We start from the raw sequence: 20,079 nt of genomic DNA on the forward strand, positions 1-20,079 counted from the left end.
GGCGGGGCGCCGCCGGCCGGCGCGCGGCTACGCGCGGGGGTCCGGCACGGTGTAGTCGCCGTGGATGTCGCAGGCCCACCACTGGGCGAGGGCGCGCATGCTCTCGCGGAGCGCGGCCGAGGCGTGCCAGTGGAGTTCGGTCTCGATCAGCCCGGTCGCCATGGTCCAGCGGTCGACCGTCGGGTCCTGGACCCACTCCCAGGGTGTGCGGCGCGAGACATCGGCGAGGAACCCGGCGAGCTCCTGCTCGTCGAAGGCCGCGGAGGCGACGTTGAGCACCGGCTGCGCGGGCGGGGCCGCCAGGACGGCGCGCAGCGCGTCGGCGAGGTCGCGGTGGTCCAGCACCTGGTGACGGCCCAGCGGGTTGAGGGCGAGCGGGCGCCTGGTCCAGGCCAGGTTCACCCACCGCACCAGCGGGCTGTCCTGCGGCGCGTGCGGGCCGACCGGGTCGGCGAGCCGCAGCACCTGGACGGGGACGCCCTGCTCGGCGCCCCAGGCGAGGGCGGCCCGCTCCTCGCGCCACCAGGCCAGGGCCACCGGGTCCGCCGGGGCGTCGGCCGGGGCCTGCTCGGTGACGGTCCGTTCGCGGCTGCCCCGGTAGACGGCCGAGGAGCCGGCGTAGACCACGCGCTCGGTCCCGGCCTTGGCGGCGGCGGCGAGCACGTCGTCCAGCAGGCCGTCCTCCTCGGGGCGGCCCAGGTGCACCACGTGCCGGACGCCGTCGAGGTCCCCGGCGGACGGGCGGCCGGCCAGGTGCCCGGCCTCGTGGCCGGCGTCGGTGAGCAGCCGGGCCAGCTGCCGGGCGAAGGCCGGGTCGCCACCGGTGACGGCCACCCGGGCGAGCGGCGCCGGGCGGGGCGCGCGGGTGCCCGGGTCGGCGCCGGCGCGGCGGCCGGCGGCGAGGGCGGTGAGCGCGAGGTCACGCACCGCGGGGGCCGTGGCGAGCAGTTCGACGGCGGTGAACTCCTCGCACAGGCCGCCCGATCCGAGGGTCTCCATGACGGCGGCGGCGACCTGCGGGTCCGGCTCCGGCGCGTCGGCGCTGACGGCGCCGAGGGCGAAGGCGGTCAGCCACACGGCCCGGCCGGCGCCGGCCGGGAGCCCGGCCGTCGCCTTCGGGCCGGCGGCCCGCAGGGCGGCCAGGCAGGCGTCCAGCAGACCGGTGCGGGCGAGCTGCCGTTCGGTCTCCAGGTACTCCCACTCGGTGCCCCGCAGGACCGCGCAGCGGGCCTCGCCGTACTGGTAGAAGGGGACCACCGGGAAGCGCGGGCACGGTCCGTCGCCGGCCGCCGGGCCCGTCGCGCCGGTGAACAGGGTCGCCTGGCGGAAGCCGTGGTAGGTGTTGCCGGCCAGGCTCGGCAGGTCGTCGTGCTGCACCGTGCTGGGGGTGCAGAAGCGCACCGGCATGCCGATCGCGTTCAGGTAGCGCTGCACCACCACGTCGTACGGCCAGCCGCCGCCGTGCTCCTCCTGGTAGGCCGCGTAGCCGCGGGCCGCCTCGGCGGGCAGCATCAGCGCCTGGCAGGGCACGTGCTCCTGGAGGGTGTACGCCCAGGGCGCGCCGGTGAGCGCGGCGAGCCGGGCGACGGCGCCGTTGCGGGCCTCCCAGCCCGCGTAGAGGGCGATCGCCTCGCCGGGGGCCGCCGCGGCGGCGCGTTCGGCGTGCTCGTAGAAGCCCTCGGCGAGCACCACGTCGTCCTGCAGCACCAGGTGGTGGGTGGTGTCGGGCGCCACGCAGGACCAGGAGAGCGGTGCCACCCGCAGGGCGGTCGGCCGGCCCTCCGGCTCGGGGTCCATGATCACGCGGACGCGGCCGCCGGGGTCGGCCTCGGCGAGCCTGCGGGCCTCCTCCGCGCGCTTGGGGTGACTCATCACCGCGCCGCTCAGCCGCACCTGCGCCGGTTCGTTACTGGCATCCATCGGGCTACCTCGTTGTGGGGTGTGGGGGGGGTCGGTGAGGACGGGTCAGCCGGTGGCCCGGTCGGCCCCGGCGTTGCGGACCTTGCGCTCGTTGTCGTTCAGGCCGTGGTCGGACCCCTGCTCGCGCTCCAGCCGGATCATCGCCGCGGGGCGGTAGTTGAGGATGTACGCCCGACGCACCCGGTCGCTGGTGTTGCCGCGGGAGTAGTGCAGGGTGCTGCCGGAGTGCGCGACGCCCTGGCCTGCCGTCACCGGCACGGCGGTGGCCCCGGGCTCGTCCTCCGAGCAGTCGGTCTCGATGTTCTTGCCGTCGCCGGTGGGGCGGTGCGGGCGCAGCGGCCGGGTGTGCGAGCCCTTGACGTACCACATGCAGCCGTTGTCCAGCCCGGCGTCGTCGAGGGCGACCCAGATCGAGACGGCCCGGGTGTCCGGCAGGTCGATCCAGTACGCGGCGTCCTGGTGCCAGGGCGTCGGCACCGCGGTGTGCGGGGCCTTGTGGATCAGCATGTCGAAGTCGAGCGTCGCGTCGTCGCCGATCAGCTCGCGGGCGAGCGCCAGGCCCCGCTCGTGCAGCGGCAGTTCGAGGATCGGCGGGTGGAGCGCGGAGGGCCACATGATCTGGGTGATGTTCTCGACGCCGGCCTCGGCGCCCTCGGCCCGCGGCGCGTGCGAGCCGAGGTCGGAGCGCTTGTCGCCGCTCTCGATCTCACCGGCGAGGAAGCGGTCGTAGATCTCCCGGTACGCCTCGACTTCGTCGGCGGAGAGCAGTGTCCCGGCGAAGACGAATCCGTCCTCGCGGAACGCGCCCGCCAGATCGAGGTGTGCGCTGACTGTCATGACTGGTTCCTTTCCCGTGTACGGTTCCGGGGCCGGTCGATATCCGCTGCGGCCGGGCCGCGCGGACATGCCGGAGAACGGCGGCCGCATTCCGCCGCCGCCTTTCGCGATTCGCCGGCGGGCCGACGGTCCGCCCGCATTCGCGCCGGCCGGGCCGGCCCGATTTCCCGGCCCCGCCATCAAATAGCGGGGAATTCGCCGGGGTCAATGCCCGTCGTCCGTCGGCCCGGAAGCCGGCCCGTGCCGGCCCCGGGTCAGCCGGCCTCGGCGATCCGCATCCGGTCGCGGTCCTCGGTGCCGCGGCGCGCGGCGGCGTCCAGGACGTCCAGCACCCAGGCGGACAGGTCACAGTTGGCGCGGTCCGCGGCATCCTCCCAGAGGCCTCGGCGGGCCTGGGTGACGGCGAGCCTGAGCTCGACGGAGATGGGCCGCGCACCCGTGCCCGGTGTCGTGGCGGCGCGGATCCGGCGGCGCAGTTCGTTGCGCGACCAGCCGCCCTGCTGGGCCCGGTCGAGCCAGTTGTCCTGGACTTCGGGATCCATGGAGGCGACTTCGGCGTGGTGCTGCATGCTCAGCGCCGGGCGTCGGCGGCCGGGCGGGAATTTCCGGGCGATCCAGGCGTAGTTCCGCAGTGTCTGGTAATCCAGCGCGGTTTCGTCGATGGCTTTCCGATAACGCTCGGGATAGCGGTCCTGGCCGTAGACGAGCCAGTCACCGAGCCACCAGGTGGTGGAATCCGCGGCAGCCCCGAGGTCCTGACCGATGCGCATCCACGTGTCGATCGGAATGCGCGCCGGGAGGGTGAGCGAGGTCTGGTCCCGGGAGAGTTCGACGCCCCTGCCGGCACGCCTTCCCAGAATCCTCACAACATCCTGCCGATCCGCACCTCGCATGCTGTCCTCCCCGTTGTCCAGAAACAGTCGATCATTCTGGGGAACGAACCGCACCGCTTCAAGGTCTAGACCAGCAATCGAGAACGGCCGGATCGCGGTCCACCGCCGGCGCACCGCACCGGCCCCCGGCCGGGGACCACCCGGCGACCGCCCGCCGTCCCGCCGGCGGGACATGGCCACGTCAGAAACCGCAGACCAGAGCGGGTGCGCCCGGCCCGCGGCGGGGACGGCCCGCCACCGCCGGTCACCCGTCCCGGGGCGAAGGATCTGGCGGCCCGCTGGTCGCTGTGGTCACAATCGCACCGCCCCGGACCCCACCGGAGCGGCCGGGGCACCCTGAGCTGCCGAAGGAGCCGACGTGACCACCCGGGAGAGCGTCTCGGAGCACGGCCTGACCGTGCGCGCCCAGCACCGGTACAACCCGTACCACCACCTCTTCGACGACGCGGGCTTCGCCGGACTGCTGCTCGACCTCGGGCTGCGGCGGGCCGCCGGCATCTGGCGCAACCACACCGCCGCCGCCGGCGCCGCGCCCCGCGACCCCTACCCCCGGGCGAGCATGGGCTTCGTCCTGCTGGACCCGACGGCCGGGCCCTGGGTGCCCGACGCCCGGTCGGTGATGGCGGTGATCACCGTCGGCGAGGACGCCCACCGCTTCCTGCCCAAGGCGGCGGCCAAGGCCGCGGGCCACCGCCGGCTCGGGCGCAACTACGGCGAGGCGGTCCTGACCGACCCCCACCTGTGCGGCGCCGGCGGGTTCCGCTACGGGCACTCCGCCGAGATCCGCGGCCAGATCGTCGGCGCCAGTTCGCAGTCGACCGACCAGGACCTCTTCGAGGCCGGACGGCTGGCCTCCGAGCTGGTCGACGCGCTCGGCCGCGCGCAGCTGGCCTGGGAGGAACGGACCGGCGCCGGCGACTGGTTCTCCGCCGACGACGTGCCGGATCCCGCCTACCGGGAGATGGTCGCCTTCGCCCTGGAGCCGGCCGAGGGCCCCGGCGCGGGGGCCCGGTAGCCGCCGCCGAAGCGCCCGGGGGCCGCGGCGGCCCCCGGGCGCTTCGCCGTCAGCCCGCCGGCGCCTCGCATGCGACGCGGGCGCGCGGGCGCGGCGGGACCGCCTCCTCGATGAGGGTGCCCAACTCGACGTCCCCGGGTTCGTAGAGCCAGGCGATCAGCGCGCCGAGCGCGAGCGCGACGAGCCACTGCGCCGCCGCCTGCCGCTCCCCCTCCTCCGCCGGCGATCCGGCTGACGCGAGGTCACGCACGGTGCTGGAGAGGCTGTACTCGAGCCGACCGGCCATCAGGGCGTGTGCGGGGTGGGACGGCACGGTGGCCTCGCACATCAGCACCATCTCCGCGGCCGACTGCCAGCGGGGGCGGTCGAGGAGCGCCTTCAGCCGGCTGCCGGGATCGGCCTCGTCCGGCGCGGGGGCCGTGAGCTCGGCGACCACCAGGTCGAGCAGCGCGCGCTTCGTCGGGGCGATGTGCACCAGCGCCGCCTTGGTCAGGCCGGCCCCGTCGGCCACGGCCTGCATCGAGGTCCCGTAGTACCCGTGGGCCGCGTAGAGGCGGGCCGCGCTCTCGAACGCCCGGGCGCGCGGCGTCGGCTCCGGCCCCGCGGCCGCCTCCCCGGTCGCCTCTCCCCCCGGCGACGCGTCGGGTCCGCGCACCGGCGCCGGGGGCGCGGGGGGAATCCCGTTCGCCCTCAGGTCGTCCTCGAAGTCGGCCAGCCGGCCGGGGATGTCGATCCGCCCGGGGAAGTAGAGCGAGAGGATCTGCAGGCCGTCCCACACCGCGCCGAGCCGCTGGACGGCGAGCTTCACGGAACGCTCGTCGCCGCCCTGGCCGCCGAGCAGCCGGACGCCCAGCCGGCTGCCGAGCCGCCGGCGGGTCCGCATGAGCTCGTGGCCCGGGTGCTCGGGGCTGGTCGCCTCGCCGAGCAGGGCGGTGAACAGCGGAATCCACCCGGCCTCGGCCTCGTTGCGCCGGGCCGCCGCGACCACGGAGACCCGCGGCCCCCCGTCGTCCACGCCGTTCTCGAGCCAGTTCCCGTGCCGGCGGTCGATGCGCTCGACGAGCGCCGTGAGGATCTCCTCCTTGGAGCCGAAGTGGCGCAGCAGCGCCGGATGGGAGATCCCCGAGGCCGCCGCGATGTCGCGCAGCGAGGTGGCCCGGTAGCCCGCCTGGACGAACAGCTCGTGGGAGGCGTCCAGGATGCGCTCGACGCGCTCGCGCCCGGTCCGATAGCTGCCCCGTTTCATCGCCATCGCTCCAGTATCGCGCCTGTGTTACCCTTCCCAAACCTTACCACCAACGTGGTAACTTTTCGGCCCACGGGCGGACCTGCGACCGAAGGAGACCGGCATGGCCGGCTTGCGCGAGGACTTCCTCTGGGGAGCCTCCACCTCCCCGCACCAGATCGAGGGCAACAACGTGAACGCGGACTGGTGGGCGATGGAGAACGCCCCCGGCTCCCCGTTCCCCGACCGCAGCGGCGACGCGGTCGACAGCTACCACCGCTACGCCGAGGACATGAAGCTGCTGGCGGACGCCGGCCTGAACGCCTACCGCTTCGGCTTCGAGTGGGCGCGGATCGAACCGGCGGACGGGCAGTTCTCCCGGGCCGAGCGGGACCACTACCGCCGCATGGTCGACACCGCCCACGAGCTGGGCCTGGCGCCGGTCGTGACGCTCCAGCACTTCACCCTGCCGCGGTGGTTCGCCGAGTCCGGCGGCTGGCGGCGCCCCGACGCGGCCGACCGGTTCGCCCGCTACATCGAGTTCGTCTCCACCGCGCTGCGGGACGTGGAGTGGGTCTGCACGATCAACGAGCCGAACATGCTCGCCGTGTTCGCGAGCATCCAGGACGTCCTCCTGAACGCCACGGGCAGCCGGCAGGCCGGCACGGCGGACGGCGGCCAGGAGGGCGGGCAGGCCGACGGGCAGGCCGCCACCGAGCTGGCGACGGCGCTGGCCGGAGTCCGCCCCGACCAGGCACTCGGCGACACGCTCGCCCAGGTGCACCGCCGCGCCGTCGAGGTGGTGCGCGGGACGACGAACGCCAAGGCCGGCTGGACGGTCGCGCAGCAGTCCTTCACCCCCACCCCCGGCAACGAAGAGGTCTTCGGGCGCGTCCACCACGGCTGGGAGGGCTTCTACCTCGACGTCGCCCGCGAGGACGACTTCGTCGGCGTGCAGGCGTACACCAGCCAGCCGGTCGACGCGAACGGCCCGGTGCCGCACCCGGAGCACCCCGAGAACACCCTCACCGGCTGGGCGTACCGCCCCGACGCCCTCGGCACCTCGCTGCGCCGCGCCTGGGAGGAGGCCGGCGGCGTGCCCCTGCTGGTCACCGAGAACGGCATCGCCACCGACGACGACACCCGGCGGATCGCCTACACCACCGAGGCGCTCGGCCACCTGGAGGCCGCCGTCGCGGACGGCCTCGACGTGCGCGGCTACCTGCACTGGTCGGCGCTCGACAACTACGAGTGGGGCCGCTACGCGCCCACCTTCGGCCTGATCGCCGTGGACCGGGAGACCTTCGTCCGCACCCCCAAGCCGAGCCTGGCCTGGCTCGGTGCCCGCGCCCGCGCCCACCGCAACGGTCCGCAGTGACCCGGCAGACGAATCGGAGACCAGGATGTCCGTGCACACCGACCCCGGGCCCGCGTACGACCCCCCGCCGGTCACCGGCCCCGCGCCGGTAGACGTCCGGGCTGGGGAACCGAAGGGCAAGGTGCCGCCGGAGCTGCGGCGGCTGTTCCGGGCCGCCCCGTTCGTCGCCGCCGCGGCCCCGGTCGCCTACGCCGTCTCGACGTACTACGCCGCCATCCAGGTCGAGCACCTGACCCCGGACGCCAAGACCTCCAACCTCGCGCTGATCAACGCCCTCGGCGCCGTGGCCGCGATGCTGGCCCAGCCGATCGTCGGCGTGCTGTCCGACCGGACCCGCGGCCGGTACGGCGCGCGAAGACCGTGGATGCTCGGCGGCGCCCTCATCGGCTCCGTGGCGCTGCTCACCGCCGGGCTCGCGCCGAACGTGGCCGCGCTGACCGTCTGCGTCATGCTGGTGCAGTTCGGGTTCAACGCCTCCCAGGGACCGTTCTCCGCGCTGCTGCCCGACCGGATTCCGGAACGGCTGCGCGGTCGGTACTCGACCGGCGTGGGCCTCGGCGTGCTCCTCGGCTCCGTCGCCGGCCCCGCCGTCGGTTCGGCGTTCGCCGACGACCTCCCGCTCGGCTACGCGCTCATGGCCGGTGCCGTCCTGCTCGGCATCGTGCTGTTCGTCGTCCTCGTGCCCGAGCGGGACAACCGCGGTGAACCACGCAAGCCGTTCTCGCCGCGGGCCTTCCTCGCCGCCTTCTGGGTCAACCCGGTCCGCCATCCCGACTTCTTCTGGGGCTTCGCCGGACGCCTCCTGCTGTTCGGCGGCTACGCGATGCTGAACACCTACCAGCTGTACCTGGCCCAGGATTACCTCGGCCTGAGCCTGGACGAGGCGACCCGGACCGTCCCGCTGCTCGGGCTCGCCGCACTGCCCGGCGTCATCGTCGCCACGGCGGTCGCCGGTCCCCTCTCCGACCGCATCGGCCGGCGTAAGCCCGTGGTGCTCGCCGCCGGGCTGCTCATCACGTCCGGTGCCCTGATCCCGCTCCTGCTGCCGTCGGTGCTCGGACTCGCGCTGTCCGCTCTCGTGGTCGCCTCCGGCTTCGGGGCGTTCATCGCGGTCGACCAGGCGCTGATGAGCAGCGTGCTGCCGAACCCGGACGACTTCGGCAAGGACCTCGGCGTGCTCAACCTCGCCGCCACCCTGCCCAACACCGTCGCACCGGTCGTGGCCGCGGGCGTGGTCCACGCCTTCGGCAGCTACGCCGCGCTCTACCCGGTGGTCGGGGTGATCGCGCTGCTCGGCGCGCTCTCCGTCCTCCCGATCCGCAGCGTCCGCTGACCGGATCGCCCCGCCGGGACCCCCGAACCACCCGGACCACCCGAACCACCCACCCTCCCCCTGTTGTGAAAGGACGCGGCGATGTTCACCACCCCGCCCATCACTGCGCTGGTCGAGCGCCTCACCCTTGAGCAGAAGGTCCGCCTGCTGACCGGCGCGTCCATGTGGTCGCTGCACGACGAACCCGCCGTGGGCCTGCGCTCCATCGTCGTCTCCGACGGTCCGACCGGCGTGCGCGGCACCGCGATGGACGACCGCGATCCCTCGGCCAGCCTTCCCTCGGCGAGTTGCGTCTCCGCCACCTGGGACCTGGAGCAGGTCCGCCGGCTCGGCGCCCTGATCGCCGCCGAGGCCCGGGCCAAGAACGTCGACGTCGTGCTCGGCCCGACGGTCAACCTGCACCGTTCGCCCCGCGGCGGGCGCCACTTCGAGGCGTTCAGCGAGGACCCCTACCTCACCGGCGAGTTCGGCGCGGCCTACGTCGCCGCCGTGCAGGCGCACGGTGTCGCGACCACGGCGAAGCACTACGTCGCCAACGACTCCGAGACCGACCGCTTCACCGTCGACGTCCACGCGGACGAGCGGACCCTGCGCGAGGTCTACCTGGCCCCCTTCGAGCGGATGGTCAACGAGGGCGCCTGGCTGGTGATGTCCGCCTACAACACCGTCAACGGCGTGACGATGTCCGCCAACCCACTGCTGCGGGACCCGCTGAAGGACGAGTGGGGCTTCGACGGCGTCGTCGTCTCCGACTGGGGGGCGGTGCGCGACACCGAGCCGTCGGCCGCCTCGGGACAGGACCTCGTCATGCCCGGCCCGGACGGGCCCTGGGGCGCGGCGCTGGTCGGGGCCGTGAAGGCCGGACGGGTCCCGGAGAGCGCGATCGACGAGAAGGTCGCCCGGCTGCTGCTGCTCGCCTCGCGGGTCGGCGCCCTGGAGAGCGGCCCCGCGGCCGCCCCGGTCGAGCCCTGGGACCGGACCGCCGTCGCGGACCTGCTGCGCGAGACCGCCGCCGACGGCATGGTGCTCGCCCGCAACGACGGCACCCTGCCGGTCGAGCCCCGGGACGGGCTGACGGTCGGCGTGATCGGGCAGCACGCCCTGCGCGCCCGGGCCCAGGGCGGCGGATCGGCGTCGGTGTTCCCGTACCACGTCGTCACGCCGCTCGAAGGACTGCGGAACGCCTACGGCGAGCACGCCGTCACCTTCGCGCCCGGCCTGCCGCCGGCCGACGAACTGCACGCCTTCGCCCGGGGCACGGTCACCGACCCGGTCTCGGGCGCCGACGGGGTCCGCGTCCGCTACCTCGACCAGGACGGTACCGCGTTCGCCGAGGAGATCATCCCCTCCGGCCGCCTCGCCTGGCTCGGCGACCCGCGCCTGGCCACGGCCGACCGCGTCGAGCTGACCACCCGCCTCACCGCCGAGCGCGACGGCCGGCACGACCTCGGTTTCGCCGGGGTCGGCGGCTTCACCTTCGAGATCGACGGCGAGACCGTCAGCACCGACACGCTCGCCGTCCCCGGCGGCGACCCCGTCACCGCGATCCTGAACCCCCCGGCCCGGACGCTCTCCCGCGACCTGCGCCAGGGCCGGAGCGTCGAGCTGCGTCTGACCTACCGCCCGGATCTCCCGGGCGGCTTCCCCGTCGCGATGGTCCAGCTCGGCTACAGGGACCTCTTCGGCGACCCGGCCGAGGAGTTCCGGCGGGCGGTCGAGGTGGCCGCCGCCAGCGACGTCGCCGTCGTGGTCGTCGGCACCACCGAGACCCTGGAGTCGGAGGGCTTCGACCGTCCGGGCCTCGGCCTGCCCGAGGGCCAGGACGAACTGGTGCGCCGCGTCGCCGAGGTCAACCCCCGCACGGTCGTGGTCGTCAACTCCGGCGCCCCGGTGCTGATGCCCTGGCTCGACGAGGTGGCCGCCGTCGTCCTGTCCTGGTTCCCCGGCCAGGAGTTCGGCGCCGCGCTCGCCGACGTCCTCACCGGCGCCCGCGAGCCCGGCGGGCGGCTGCCCACCACCTGGCCCGCCCGCGAGGAGGACGTGCCGGTCTGGCGGGTCGAGCCGCAGGAGGGCCGGCTCACCTACGCCGAGGGCCTCCATCTCGGCTACCGCGCCTGGCTCAAGCTCGGGCGGGCCGGTGGCCGCGGGCCGGCGCTGCCGTTCGGCTCCGGCCTCGGCTACACCACCTGGCGGATCGAGGGGCCCACCGTCAGCCTCGACGGGGACCGCGTCGTCGTGCTGGCGGACGTCACCAACACCGGCGCCCGGCCGGGCAAGCAGGTCCTCCAGGCCTACCTGTCCCGCCCGGAGTCGACCGTCGAGCGGCCGGTCGCCTGGCTCGCCGGCTTCACCGCCGTCCGCGCCCGGGCCGGCGAGCGGGTGCTCGCCCGCATCGAGATCGCTCCGCGGGCCTTCCAGCACTGGGACACCGACGCCCACGCCTGGACCACCGAGCCCGGCGCCTTCACCCTGCGGCTGGCGACCTCCGCCGCCGATCCCGGCCACACCGTCACGGTCGCCCCCGCGGCCGGCCGGGCGTAACCACCCGTGGAGCCGCCCGTGGGACCGGCGTCCGCCACCGGTCCCACGGCGGCCCACGCGGGCGCGGGGCGGAAGGGCTCAGTGGCCAGTGGTGAGGACCATGCGGAAGCGGGCCCGGCCGCCGGCCATCCTCGAGACGGCGGCGCCGGCGTCCTCCAGCGGCACCTCCTCGGTCCACGCGCGGACGCCGCTCTGCGCGGCGAAGCGCAGGGTGTCCTGGGTGTCGGTGGCCGTGCCGGAGGAGTGGGCGTAGACCCGGCGGTCGCCGGTCATCAGCTGCAGGGGGCTGATCGAGAGCGGCTCGGCCGTGACGCCGACGATGACGAGTTCGCCCCGGCGGGCGAGGCCGTCGACGGTGGCGGACATGGCGCCGGCGTGGGTGACGGTGGCCAGCACCACCTTCGCGCCGCCGAGCGAGCGCAGGGCCTCGGCCACGTCACCGGCGGTGCTGTCGACGTAGTGGTCCGCGCCGAGTTCGTGGGCCAGCGGCTCCTTCTCGGTACCGCGGGCGACGGCGACGGTCCGGAAACCCATCGCGTGGGCGAACCGGACACCCAGGTGGCCGAGGCCTCCGACGCCCAGGACGGCGACGGTGTCACCGGGGCGGGCGGCGCTGCGCCGCAGGGCGTTGAAGACGGTCACGCCCGCGCAGGCGAGCGGCGCGGCCTCGACGGCCGTCAGCCCGTCGGGGATCGCCGCCAGTGCCATGGCCGGGACGACGACGCTGTCGGCGAAGCCGCCCGGGTAGGCGACGCCGGGGATCCGCAGCTCGCGGCAGTGGATGCCGTCGCCCTCGCGGCAGGCGTCGCAGTGCCCGCAGCTGCCGCCGTACCAGCCGACGGCGACCCGGTCGCCGACCCGCCGGCCCCGCACGCCGTCGCCGAGCGCGTCGATCCGCCCGGCGATCTCGTGCCCGGGGGTGACCGGGAAGGTCGTGCCGGGCAGGTGACCGCCGGCGATCAGGAGGTCGGAGTGGCAGACGCCGCACGCCTGGACGCGGACGCGGACCTCCCCGGGCCCGGGCTCGCGCAGCGGGACCTCGGCCAGTTCGGGCGCCGCGCCCGGGGCGGCGAGCCGAACGGCGCGCCCGGCGCCGCCGGCGGGGGTGGGGGTGGGGGTGGCCGTCATCGGGGAGTCCTCAGCCTTCGTGCTCGGGCAGCGGTGGCCGCACCCGGCCGGCCGTGCCGTGCCCGGCGGGGGTGCGGAGGTCGGGCCCGGTGCGCCGGTGCCGCCGCGGAGCCGGACGGCGGAAACTCCCCGGTCCCTTGCGTCAGGATAGGTCGGGGCCCATCCGCCTGCCCGGCGCGCGGTCCGCCGCCCCCGATGGTGCCGGAGCGCGAACGGTGGCACCGTATGTACACAAAGCACCACCGTCCGCACCCGACAAGGGGAAGCCCCCATGCTCGCGCCGTCCTATCTGCCCGCGATGACCCTGGAGGAGTACCTCGGGCACATCGCCTCCGCGCATCCCCACTGGCGCCCCCTCCTCGACGAGGGTCGGCTCGGCAGGGCCGGCGAGGTGGAGCGGCTCTGCGCGCTGTCCAACGAGTTCGACTCCGACCGCACCGGGCGCGGGGACTCCTACCGGCAGGCCCACCGGGATCCGCTGGTCCGCTGGACCGGTGCCCGCCGCCTCCTGCACCTGGCCGCCCCGCGTCCCGCCGCCGGCGGCGGCGAGGTGCGGCTGCTGGACGTGCTGGGCGGCGACGGGCTGCTGGCCCGCGCCGTGGCCGCCCGCCCGCGGGAGTCCCCGGACGGCCTGCGGGTGCTCACCGGCGACATCTGCGGCCCGATGGTCGGCGCCGCCCTGGCCCACGGCCTGCCGGCGGTGCGGCAGTCCGCCGACCGGCTGATGCTGGCCGACCGCACGGTGGACGCCGTCCTCCTGGCCTACGGCACCCACCACATCCCGGCGGCGGTCCGGCCCACGGCCGTGGCGGAGGCGGTACGGGTTTTGCGGCCCGGCGGCCGGGTGGTCGTGCACGACTTCGAGCCGCACAGCCCGATGGCCGACTTCTTCCGCACCGTCGTCGACCGCCACGGTGCCACCGGCCACGACTACCCGCACCTCACCCGCGCCGAACTGCTCGACCTGTTCGCGCCCCACCCGCTCACGCCGCGACTGCTCGACGTCTACGACCCGGTCACCGTCCACGCCGCCACCCCGGAGCAGGCCCGGGCCGCCCTGGTGACCTACCTCGCCGACACCTACGGGCTGACCGACCACTTCACCGGCCTCGGCACCGAGGCGGCCTGGCACCTGATCACCACCGTCTTCGACCACACCGCCCACCTCGCCGCCCTCCCCACCCCTCTCACGGCCCCCACCCGCCCCCTCGTCCGCCCCGCCACCACCGGCTTCGTCGCCGAACTCCCCCGCGTCGCCGTCGTCGCCGTCGCCGGCGCAGGGCCGGCGCAGGGACCGCCGGGCGTGCCGGCGGGCGGCGCGCCGGGGCGGCAGTGATTGAAGCCGATCGAACGTGAACGTACAGTGGCGACGCCTTCCCGCCTCGCGGGGAAGTGACGACTCACGGTGAACTCCCACCGGGTACGAACCGGCGGACGCCGATCGCATCCCTGGCGCCGCCCTCCCACCACCAAGGGGCTGCCATGGCCATGCTGCTGGTCGTCGGCGAGTACCGGATCATCGGTACCGAACCGGACGGCGACACCATTCACTTCGTCCCCACCGATCCGCTCGCCTTCGACAAGCTCAAGGACGCCCCGGTCGAGGTCAAGAACGGCGTCGCCAGGGTCAGGCTCGAAGGCGTCGACGCCCTGGAGACCCACTACGACCGGACCGGGCCGCGGATCCGCCAGCCCGCCGAGTTCGGCGACAAGGCCGCGCAGGAGCTGCTGACCTTCCTCGGGTTCAGCAACGTCCAGCGCGTCGGGCAGAAGGTCGTCTCCGCCACCCCGCCGCAGACCCCGGGGTGGATCCTCACCCAGGGCGGGGACCCGTTCAAGCGCTGCGTCGCCCTGCTGGGCACCGGCACCCCGCCCGGCGCCGACGGCACCGACCTGCAGGTGGACGTGCCGCTGCTGCAGACCACCGCCAACCACCACCTGCTCAAGACCGGCCTGGTCTACCCCGGCTTCTACGACAAGCTGCTCCGCGACCTCCGGAACGAACTCGCCACCGTCACCCGCCAGGCCCGCGAGGCCGGCCTCGGCCTGTGGCCGCTCGACGCGACCACCGCCCCCGCCGGCGCGTTCGTCAACGGCATGGCCTCCCTCACCGAGGTGGTCATCCTCCCGAAGCTGTTCCGGCGGCTGGTCGACCACTTCAACCTGGTCGAGCAGTCGCTGACCTGCTTCCCCGCCTACCTCGCGGGCAAGGAGGACAACGTCGAGGTCCTGTCGACGAGGACCAAGCAGCTGAGCCTCGTGCCCCTGGTCCAGATCATCAACGGCTCGGCCGTGCGGATGACCGCGCAACCCGAGGACACCGTCTACTCCGAGAGCTGAGCCCCGGGCACGGCGGTCCGAATTCGACGGTGGTCGAAGGGCCTTGGCCCGGCACGGCGCCCGCGGCGAACCTGTCTCCAGGTGCCGACCGCCGGCTGCCCCAGCATCGAGGAGTTCCCATGGGCCGTACCTCCACCCTCCGTCTGCGCGTCACCGCCGGGGCCCTCGCCGCCTCGGCCTGTCTCCTCGCCGGGGTGGGCTCCGCCCAGGCCGCGTCGGCCGGTGCCCGCGCGGGCGGCCCGAGCGAGGCGATCACCGCGACCGAGTCGGCGTCCTTCACCGGCAGCGGGACCGGCGGCTCGATGGACTCGGCCATCACGAGCGCCACCAACGTGGCCCTCACGCACGCCCAGATCGCCGGCTGGCAGCGGAGCCAGTGCTACCGCTGGGGCTCCGACGTGCGGCAGTCCATGGGGTGGTGGACGGCCACCTCGACGGTGATGTGCATCCGCTGAACCCCGTCACGGGGCGGGTGGTGGGGACGGTGGTTCCGGTCCGCCACCCGCCGGCCTTCACGTTCCCCCACCGCACGTTCCCGGTGCTTTCACACCTCCGCCGGACGGTCTTCACCCCGGCCGCCTTTCGGCCAACCGTGCGAGGTGTCTGTACACCGCCACGGCACCCCCCTAGAGTGTCCGCGATCCTCCACAAACGGTCTTTCCCCCACGCCAGTTCGCTGGCCCCGGAACGTTCAGCGCAGCCTGTTCCCACCATCGAGGCGGAAAGGCCGGGCCCGTGACGCAGGCGTTCCAGTCCCCCGGCTTCGCCGCGCTCGCGGCCGACCGCGCGGTCGAGACGCGGCTCGTCGAGGAGCGCTGGCAGGCCGTCGCCTGGGACCTGGGGACGGGCCGGCGCCGGGTGGTCACCGACCGGCCGGGCGGCGTCCACCTGAGCGAGATCGAGCCGGACGGCGAGGCCATCTGGTGGTTCGACACCGACAGCGCCGGGGAGGGACGCTGGCGGCGCGAGCCGTTCACCGGCGCGGCGAACGGCTCCGACGGCACGGACGGCTCGGCACTGCTCGGCGTACCGCCGGGGCGGCCGTACGGCGTCGCCTTCGACCGGACCGGCGCGCTCGCGGCGGTGGCCGTCGGCGTCGACGACACCTCGCACTGCTACGTCGGACCGCCCGCGGGCGAGGCGCGGCTGATCGGTTCCGCGCCCGGCTACCTGGGCCTGGCCGATCTGTCGCCGGACGGCCGGCTGCTCGCCCTCGGTGGCCGGCCCGACGGGGACGACGCGGTGGTCCTGTGGCCGACGGACGCGCGGGCCGACGGCCGGCTGCGGCTCGCCGGGGACCGCCGCCGGCGGCTCTGGCCGATCGAGTTCAACCCGCTCGCGATATCCGAGCCGGAACTGCTGCTGGTGGTCGAGGAGGACGAGCGGTACACCGTCGCCACCTGGCGGGCGGGCACGGGGCTGCGCGGGTACCCGGGCCTGTCCTTCGACTCTCAGATCACGGCCGGCTGGTACCGGGGGCCGCGCGGGGTGCTGATCCAGCACGAGCGGGCCGGGCGGAGCCGGCTGCTCCTCGCCGACCTCGGCCTGCCGGCCGCACCGGGCCCGACCGCACCGGGGCCGACGGAGCCGGGACCGACCGAACCGGGCCCCACAGCACGGCGACAGGCGGAACACGCCCCGCCCGTCCGGGAGATCAGCACCCCCGGCGGCACCATCCACGACCTGTCCTGCGCCCCGGACGGCGCCCTGCACTGCGTCTGGAGCCGGGAGTCCACACCGCCCCGCCCGCTGGTCCTGCGCCCCGGTACGCAGCCGGCGGACCACCCCGGCCCGGACCGGGACGACACCTCCCGCAGCCGGCGCTGGACGCCCCGCCCGTACGGGCGGATCCACAGCTTCGTCAGCACCCCGGCCGGCCCCGGCCCCTGGCCGACCCTCTTCCTGGTGCACGGCGGCCCCGCCACCCACGACCGGGACTCCTACGACCCGCGGGTGAACGCCCTGGTCGGCCGCGGCTTCGCCGTGGTGCGCACCAACTACCGAGGCTCGACCGGCTACGGCGCCCGCTGGCAGCACGACTACGGCCACCGGGTCGGGCTGGCCCAGATCGAGGACCTGGCCGCCGTCCGCGCGGAGCTGGTCGCCGACGGTACGGCGCTCGCGCGGCGCACCGGCCTGTGCGGCTTCTCCTGGGGCGGCTACCTGACCCTGCTGGCGATGGGCGCGCAGCCGGAGCTGTGGTCGCTCGGCATGGCCGCCCAGCCGATCGCGGACTACCCCGCCGCCTACCGCGCCACCACCCCCGCGCTGCGCGCGCTCGACCGGCAGCTCTTCGGCGGGACGCCGGAGGAGGTGCCCGAGCGCTACCGCGCGGCGGACCCGAGGTCGTACGTGCACCGGGTCCGCTCGCCCGTCCTGCTGGTCGCCTCGCGGACCGACGAGCGGTGCCCGCCCGACCAGGTGGCGGGATACGCCGCGGACCTGCGCCGGCTGGCGGTGCCGTACGAGCTGCTCTGGGTGGACGGCGGCCACTACAGCCGCCGGACCGCCGACCACCGGTCGGTGCTGGCCGCGATGGTCCGCTTCGCCGAGCGGGCCTGGCCGGCACCGCTCCCCCGACCACCCCGGGGCGACCGTCCCGGGGTTCCCGCCGAACCGATGGAAGGAGGTGAACAGCCATGAAGCGACGCAGCATTCAGAACGACCCGATCAGCACCCCGGAGCGTGACCGGGGCGCCGTCATCGTCCAGAACTTCGCGCTCGACATCACCAAGGCCGCGCCGGTCGCGCCTGCCCTGAAGGGGCAGCCGAAGCCGAAGCCGGAGTCCAAGAAGTGATGCACCGTCGCTCCGGGGCACCGCAGGCGCCCCGGAGCGACACCTCGCCGACCGCCCGCGAACGACAGAAACGGCCATCATGCGTATCGTCCTGCTGCACATGCCCTGGGGCGCGATCGACGTGCCGTCGCTGGCGCTCGGGATCCTGCACACCGCGGCCGCGCGGGCCGGCCACCAGGTCGACGTGCGGTACGCCAACCTGGACTTCGCGGACTGGGCGGCCGAGACCGCGGGCTTCGGCGTGGACGACTACCAGTACTTCTCCGAGAAGTCCTACTTCCAGGGCGCGGGCGACTGGGCGTTCGCCGGCGCGCTGTACGGCGACGGCGACAGCGGTGACGACGGCAGCGGTGACGACGGCGCCGGGTTCGCGGACTACGTCGAGTACCTGGCCGCCAACGGCGCGAGCGAGCAGGAGATCGCGCTGACCCGGGCCACCCGCGCGATCGCCCCCGCGTTCATCGCCCGGCTGGTCGACGAACTCGCCGCCGACCCGCCGGACCTGGTCGGCTTCACCACCACCTTCCAGCAGAACACCGCGAGCCTGGCCGCCGCGAGGCTGCTCAAGCGGCGCTGCCCGCAGGTGCGCACGGTGTTCGGCGGCGCGAACTGCGACGGCCCGCAGGGCGCCGCGCTGCACCGCAACTTCCCCTTCCTGGACTACGTGGTGCGGGGCGAGGGCGAGGCCGCCTTCCCGGCGCTGCTGGAGGGCGGCGACCTCTCCGCCGTCCCCGGGCTGTGCTGGCGCGACGCCTCCGGGAAGTCGACGGCCAACGAGATGTCGCGACGTCCGCTGCCGCCCGCGGCGATCCTGGCGCCCCGCTTCGACGGTTTCTTCGAGCGGCTCGACGCCTCCGTCGCGGCCGGCTGGGTCGATCCCAAGCTGGTGGTGGAGGGCTCCCGGGGCTGCTGGTGGGGCGAGAAGCACCACTGCACCTTCTGCGGGCTCAACGGCTCCTCGATGGAGTTCCGTTCCAAGCCGCCGGCGGACTTCCTCGCCGAGGTGCTCGCGCTCGCCGAACGCCACCAGCTGCTGGACGTCTACGTGGTCGACAACATCCTGGACATGGGGTACTTCGACACCGTCCTGAAGTCGCTGGCCGAACTCCCGGTCGATCTGCGGCTGCACTTCGAGATCAAGGCCAACCTGCGCCGCCACCAGTTCCAGCTGCTCGGCGACTCGGGCGCGGCCCAGGTGCAGCCCGGCATCGAGAACCTCAGCACCCGGGTCCTGCGGATCATGGACAAGGGGGTCACGGGCTGCCAGAACGTACGCGCGCTGCGGGACGCGCAGAGCGCCGGGGTCTCGGTGACCTGGAACTACCTCTACGGCTTCCCCGGCGAGCAGCCGGAGGACTACGAGTCGGTGATCCGCCAGCTGCCGGTGCTGCACCACCTGGACCCGCCGACCGGGGCGGGCCGGATCGCCATCGAGCGGTTCAGCCCGTACTTCGACCGGCCCGATCTGGGCTTCGCGATCACCCGCCCGGCCTACCAGTACCGCGCGACCTACCGCCTCCCGGAGAGCGAACTGGCCGAGCTGGCCTATGTGTTCACCGCGCCGCCGCGCGGGATCGGCGGCGGGCTCGCGGAGCGGCTGAGCGCCGCGGTGGAGACCTGGCTGGAGCGGTTCCCCGACAGCCGGCTCAGCTACCGGGACGCGGACGGGCGGATCGTGCTCGTCAACACCCGGCCCGGGTACGACTGGCGGGTGGTGGAGCTGACCGATCCGGTGGAGCTCGCCGCCTTCCGGCTGCTGGCCCAGCCCCGCTCGACCGCCGCGCTGGCCGCCAGACTCCCCGGCGGCGCGGCGGCCGTCGAGCCGGTGCTGGAGCGCTTCACCGCGCTCGGTCTGCTGTTCCACGACGGGGACAGTTTCCTGCAGGTCGCCGTCGAGTCCGACAACCAGGTGCTGATGCGGATGCAGCACCGGCACGGCCCCGCCGCCGCCCGTCCCCGCACCGAGGAGGTGCCCGATGCCGTCACGGTCGGCTGAACGGACCGACGCCGCCTGGCACGCGGCCGCCCCCGAGGCCGAGCTCTGGCTCGACTACGACCCCGCCGCCCGGGAGCTGCCGGGCTTCGCGCTCGGCCGCCGCGCCCTGCCCGGCCCGGCCCGGACGGAGGTGACCGAGCTGCACCGGGCCGGGGTCCGCTGCCTGCGGCTGACCGAGCCGGTGCGGCTCTGCGCGGACGCGCCGGCGGCCTCGGCCCGGGCGCTGATGCTGCTGCGCGAGGCCACCGGACAGGGGCTGGCCGTGCTCTGGCAGGCCGTCTGCGCGGACGGCTGCGCGGCGCGGCGCCGCTTCCACCACCTCTACCCGCCCGAGGACTTGACGGGCGCCGCGCCGGAGGTCCTCGCCGACTGGCGCGCCACGTACTTCCCGAGCAAGTGCGTCTACCGGCGCGGCCCCGGCTTCGTCGAGGTGCGCGACCGCCGGTTCGGGACGCTGGAGCTGTTCACCGTCGACGAGCCGGGCCATCTGGCCCAGCTGGACGCGCTGGCCGAGGGCGTCGAGGCCAGCCTGCTGCCGGACGCCGTCCACCGGGACTTCGCGGCGGCCGGTCTGATCGCCGAACAGGCCGGCCGCGCGTGGTTCCTGCCGATGCGGGTGCGCCGCTGGCCGTTCCCGTCGCTGACGGTGTAGCCGTGCGGCCGCGTGGTCGAGAG

At 74.8% G+C, this 20,079-nt stretch carries 16 protein-coding genes; 11 read left to right on the plus strand and 5 right to left on the minus strand.

Features of this window, described 5'->3' with window-relative positions:
* Positions 1–27 precede the first annotated feature (27 nt).
* The 3 genes from ABT093_RS24995 to ABT093_RS25005 all read right to left on the minus strand — a co-directional run bounded on the left by ABT093_RS24995 (position 28) and on the right by ABT093_RS25005 (position 3,824).
* The gene (locus ABT093_RS24995; RefSeq protein WP_350568238.1) at positions 28–1,920 is read right to left on the minus strand and encodes an NAD-dependent epimerase/dehydratase family protein; all 1,893 of its coding nucleotides are present in this window, start codon (positions 1,918–1,920) and stop codon (positions 28–30) included.
* Between the two features lie 45 nt (positions 1,921–1,965).
* Entirely contained in the window at positions 1,966–2,757 is a 792-nt protein-coding gene (locus tag ABT093_RS25000) for a phytanoyl-CoA dioxygenase family protein (RefSeq protein WP_350568241.1), read from the minus strand.
* A 254-nt stretch (positions 2,758–3,011) separates the two neighbouring features.
* Positions 3,012–3,824 (minus strand): LmbU family transcriptional regulator, encoded by an 813-nt coding sequence (locus tag ABT093_RS25005; RefSeq protein ID WP_350568366.1) that lies wholly within the window; start codon positions 3,822–3,824, stop codon positions 3,012–3,014.
* A 184-nt stretch (positions 3,825–4,008) separates the two neighbouring features.
* Here ABT093_RS25005 and ABT093_RS25010 point away from each other — a divergent pair, with 184 nt between their 5' ends.
* Positions 4,009–4,665: a hypothetical protein gene (locus ABT093_RS25010; RefSeq protein ID WP_350568243.1), complete on the plus strand. Its 657-nt coding sequence runs from the start codon at positions 4,009–4,011 to the stop codon at positions 4,663–4,665.
* Positions 4,666–4,714: 49 nt separating this feature from the next.
* On the opposite strand, the gene ABT093_RS25015 is transcribed toward ABT093_RS25010, so the two are convergent.
* On the minus strand, positions 4,715–5,917 hold the full coding sequence (locus ABT093_RS25015) for a TetR/AcrR family transcriptional regulator (protein ID WP_350568246.1): 1,203 nt from the start codon (positions 5,915–5,917) through the stop codon (positions 4,715–4,717).
* A gap of 97 nt (positions 5,918–6,014) precedes the next feature.
* On the opposite strand from ABT093_RS25015, the gene ABT093_RS25020 reads away from it, so the two are divergent.
* The 3 genes from ABT093_RS25020 to ABT093_RS25030 all read left to right on the plus strand — a co-directional run bounded on the left by ABT093_RS25020 (position 6,015) and on the right by ABT093_RS25030 (position 11,142).
* A complete protein-coding gene (locus ABT093_RS25020) occupies positions 6,015–7,268 on the plus strand; it encodes a glycoside hydrolase family 1 protein (RefSeq protein ID WP_350568248.1) in 1,254 nt (417 codons plus the stop codon).
* Between the two features lie 25 nt (positions 7,269–7,293).
* Positions 7,294–8,601 carry an MFS transporter gene (locus ABT093_RS25025; RefSeq protein ID WP_350568251.1) on the plus strand — a complete coding sequence of 436 codons (1,308 nt, stop codon included), beginning with the start codon at positions 7,294–7,296 and terminating at the stop codon, positions 8,599–8,601.
* Between the two features lie 81 nt (positions 8,602–8,682).
* Positions 8,683–11,142, plus strand: a complete 2,460-nt coding sequence (locus ABT093_RS25030) for a glycoside hydrolase family 3 C-terminal domain-containing protein (protein WP_350568254.1) — start codon at positions 8,683–8,685, stop codon at positions 11,140–11,142.
* Positions 11,143–11,220: 78 nt separating this feature from the next.
* Here the strand turns inward: ABT093_RS25030 and ABT093_RS25035 are convergent, their stop codons facing one another.
* A complete protein-coding gene (locus tag ABT093_RS25035; protein ID WP_350568257.1) occupies positions 11,221–12,270 on the minus strand; it encodes an alcohol dehydrogenase catalytic domain-containing protein in 1,050 nt (349 codons plus the stop codon).
* Between the two features lie 271 nt (positions 12,271–12,541).
* On the opposite strand from ABT093_RS25035, the gene ABT093_RS25040 reads away from it, so the two are divergent.
* From ABT093_RS25040 to ABT093_RS25070, 7 genes are all read left to right on the plus strand, one after another.
* Positions 12,542–13,606, plus strand: a complete 1,065-nt coding sequence (locus ABT093_RS25040; protein ID WP_350568259.1) for a class I SAM-dependent methyltransferase — start codon at positions 12,542–12,544, stop codon at positions 13,604–13,606.
* A 146-nt stretch (positions 13,607–13,752) separates the two neighbouring features.
* Entirely contained in the window at positions 13,753–14,610 is an 858-nt protein-coding gene (locus tag ABT093_RS25045; protein WP_350568261.1) for a thermonuclease family protein, read from the plus strand.
* A gap of 119 nt (positions 14,611–14,729) precedes the next feature.
* A complete protein-coding gene (locus tag ABT093_RS25050) occupies positions 14,730–15,065 on the plus strand; it encodes a hypothetical protein (RefSeq protein ID WP_350568263.1) in 336 nt (111 codons plus the stop codon).
* A gap of 280 nt (positions 15,066–15,345) precedes the next feature.
* The gene (locus ABT093_RS25055; RefSeq protein ID WP_350568265.1) at positions 15,346–17,253 is read left to right on the plus strand and encodes an alpha/beta hydrolase family protein; all 1,908 of its coding nucleotides are present in this window, start codon (positions 15,346–15,348) and stop codon (positions 17,251–17,253) included.
* Positions 17,250–17,408, plus strand: a complete 159-nt coding sequence (locus ABT093_RS25060) for a hypothetical protein (RefSeq protein ID WP_350568267.1) — start codon at positions 17,250–17,252, stop codon at positions 17,406–17,408. The genes ABT093_RS25055 and ABT093_RS25060 overlap by 4 nt, the downstream gene beginning before the upstream one ends.
* Before the next feature lie 79 nt (positions 17,409–17,487).
* Positions 17,488–19,404 carry a RiPP maturation radical SAM C-methyltransferase gene (locus tag ABT093_RS25065; RefSeq protein WP_350568270.1) on the plus strand — a complete coding sequence of 639 codons (1,917 nt, stop codon included), beginning with the start codon at positions 17,488–17,490 and terminating at the stop codon, positions 19,402–19,404.
* Positions 19,385–20,056: a DUF5825 family protein gene (locus ABT093_RS25070; protein WP_350568271.1), complete on the plus strand. Its 672-nt coding sequence runs from the start codon at positions 19,385–19,387 to the stop codon at positions 20,054–20,056. Before ABT093_RS25065 ends, ABT093_RS25070 begins: the two co-directional genes overlap by 20 nt.
* The last annotated feature ends 23 nt before the right edge of the window (positions 20,057–20,079 follow it).

This window comes from Kitasatospora sp. NPDC002551, assembly GCF_040296005.1.
Classification (GTDB): Bacteria; Actinomycetota; Actinomycetes; order Streptomycetales; family Streptomycetaceae; genus Kitasatospora.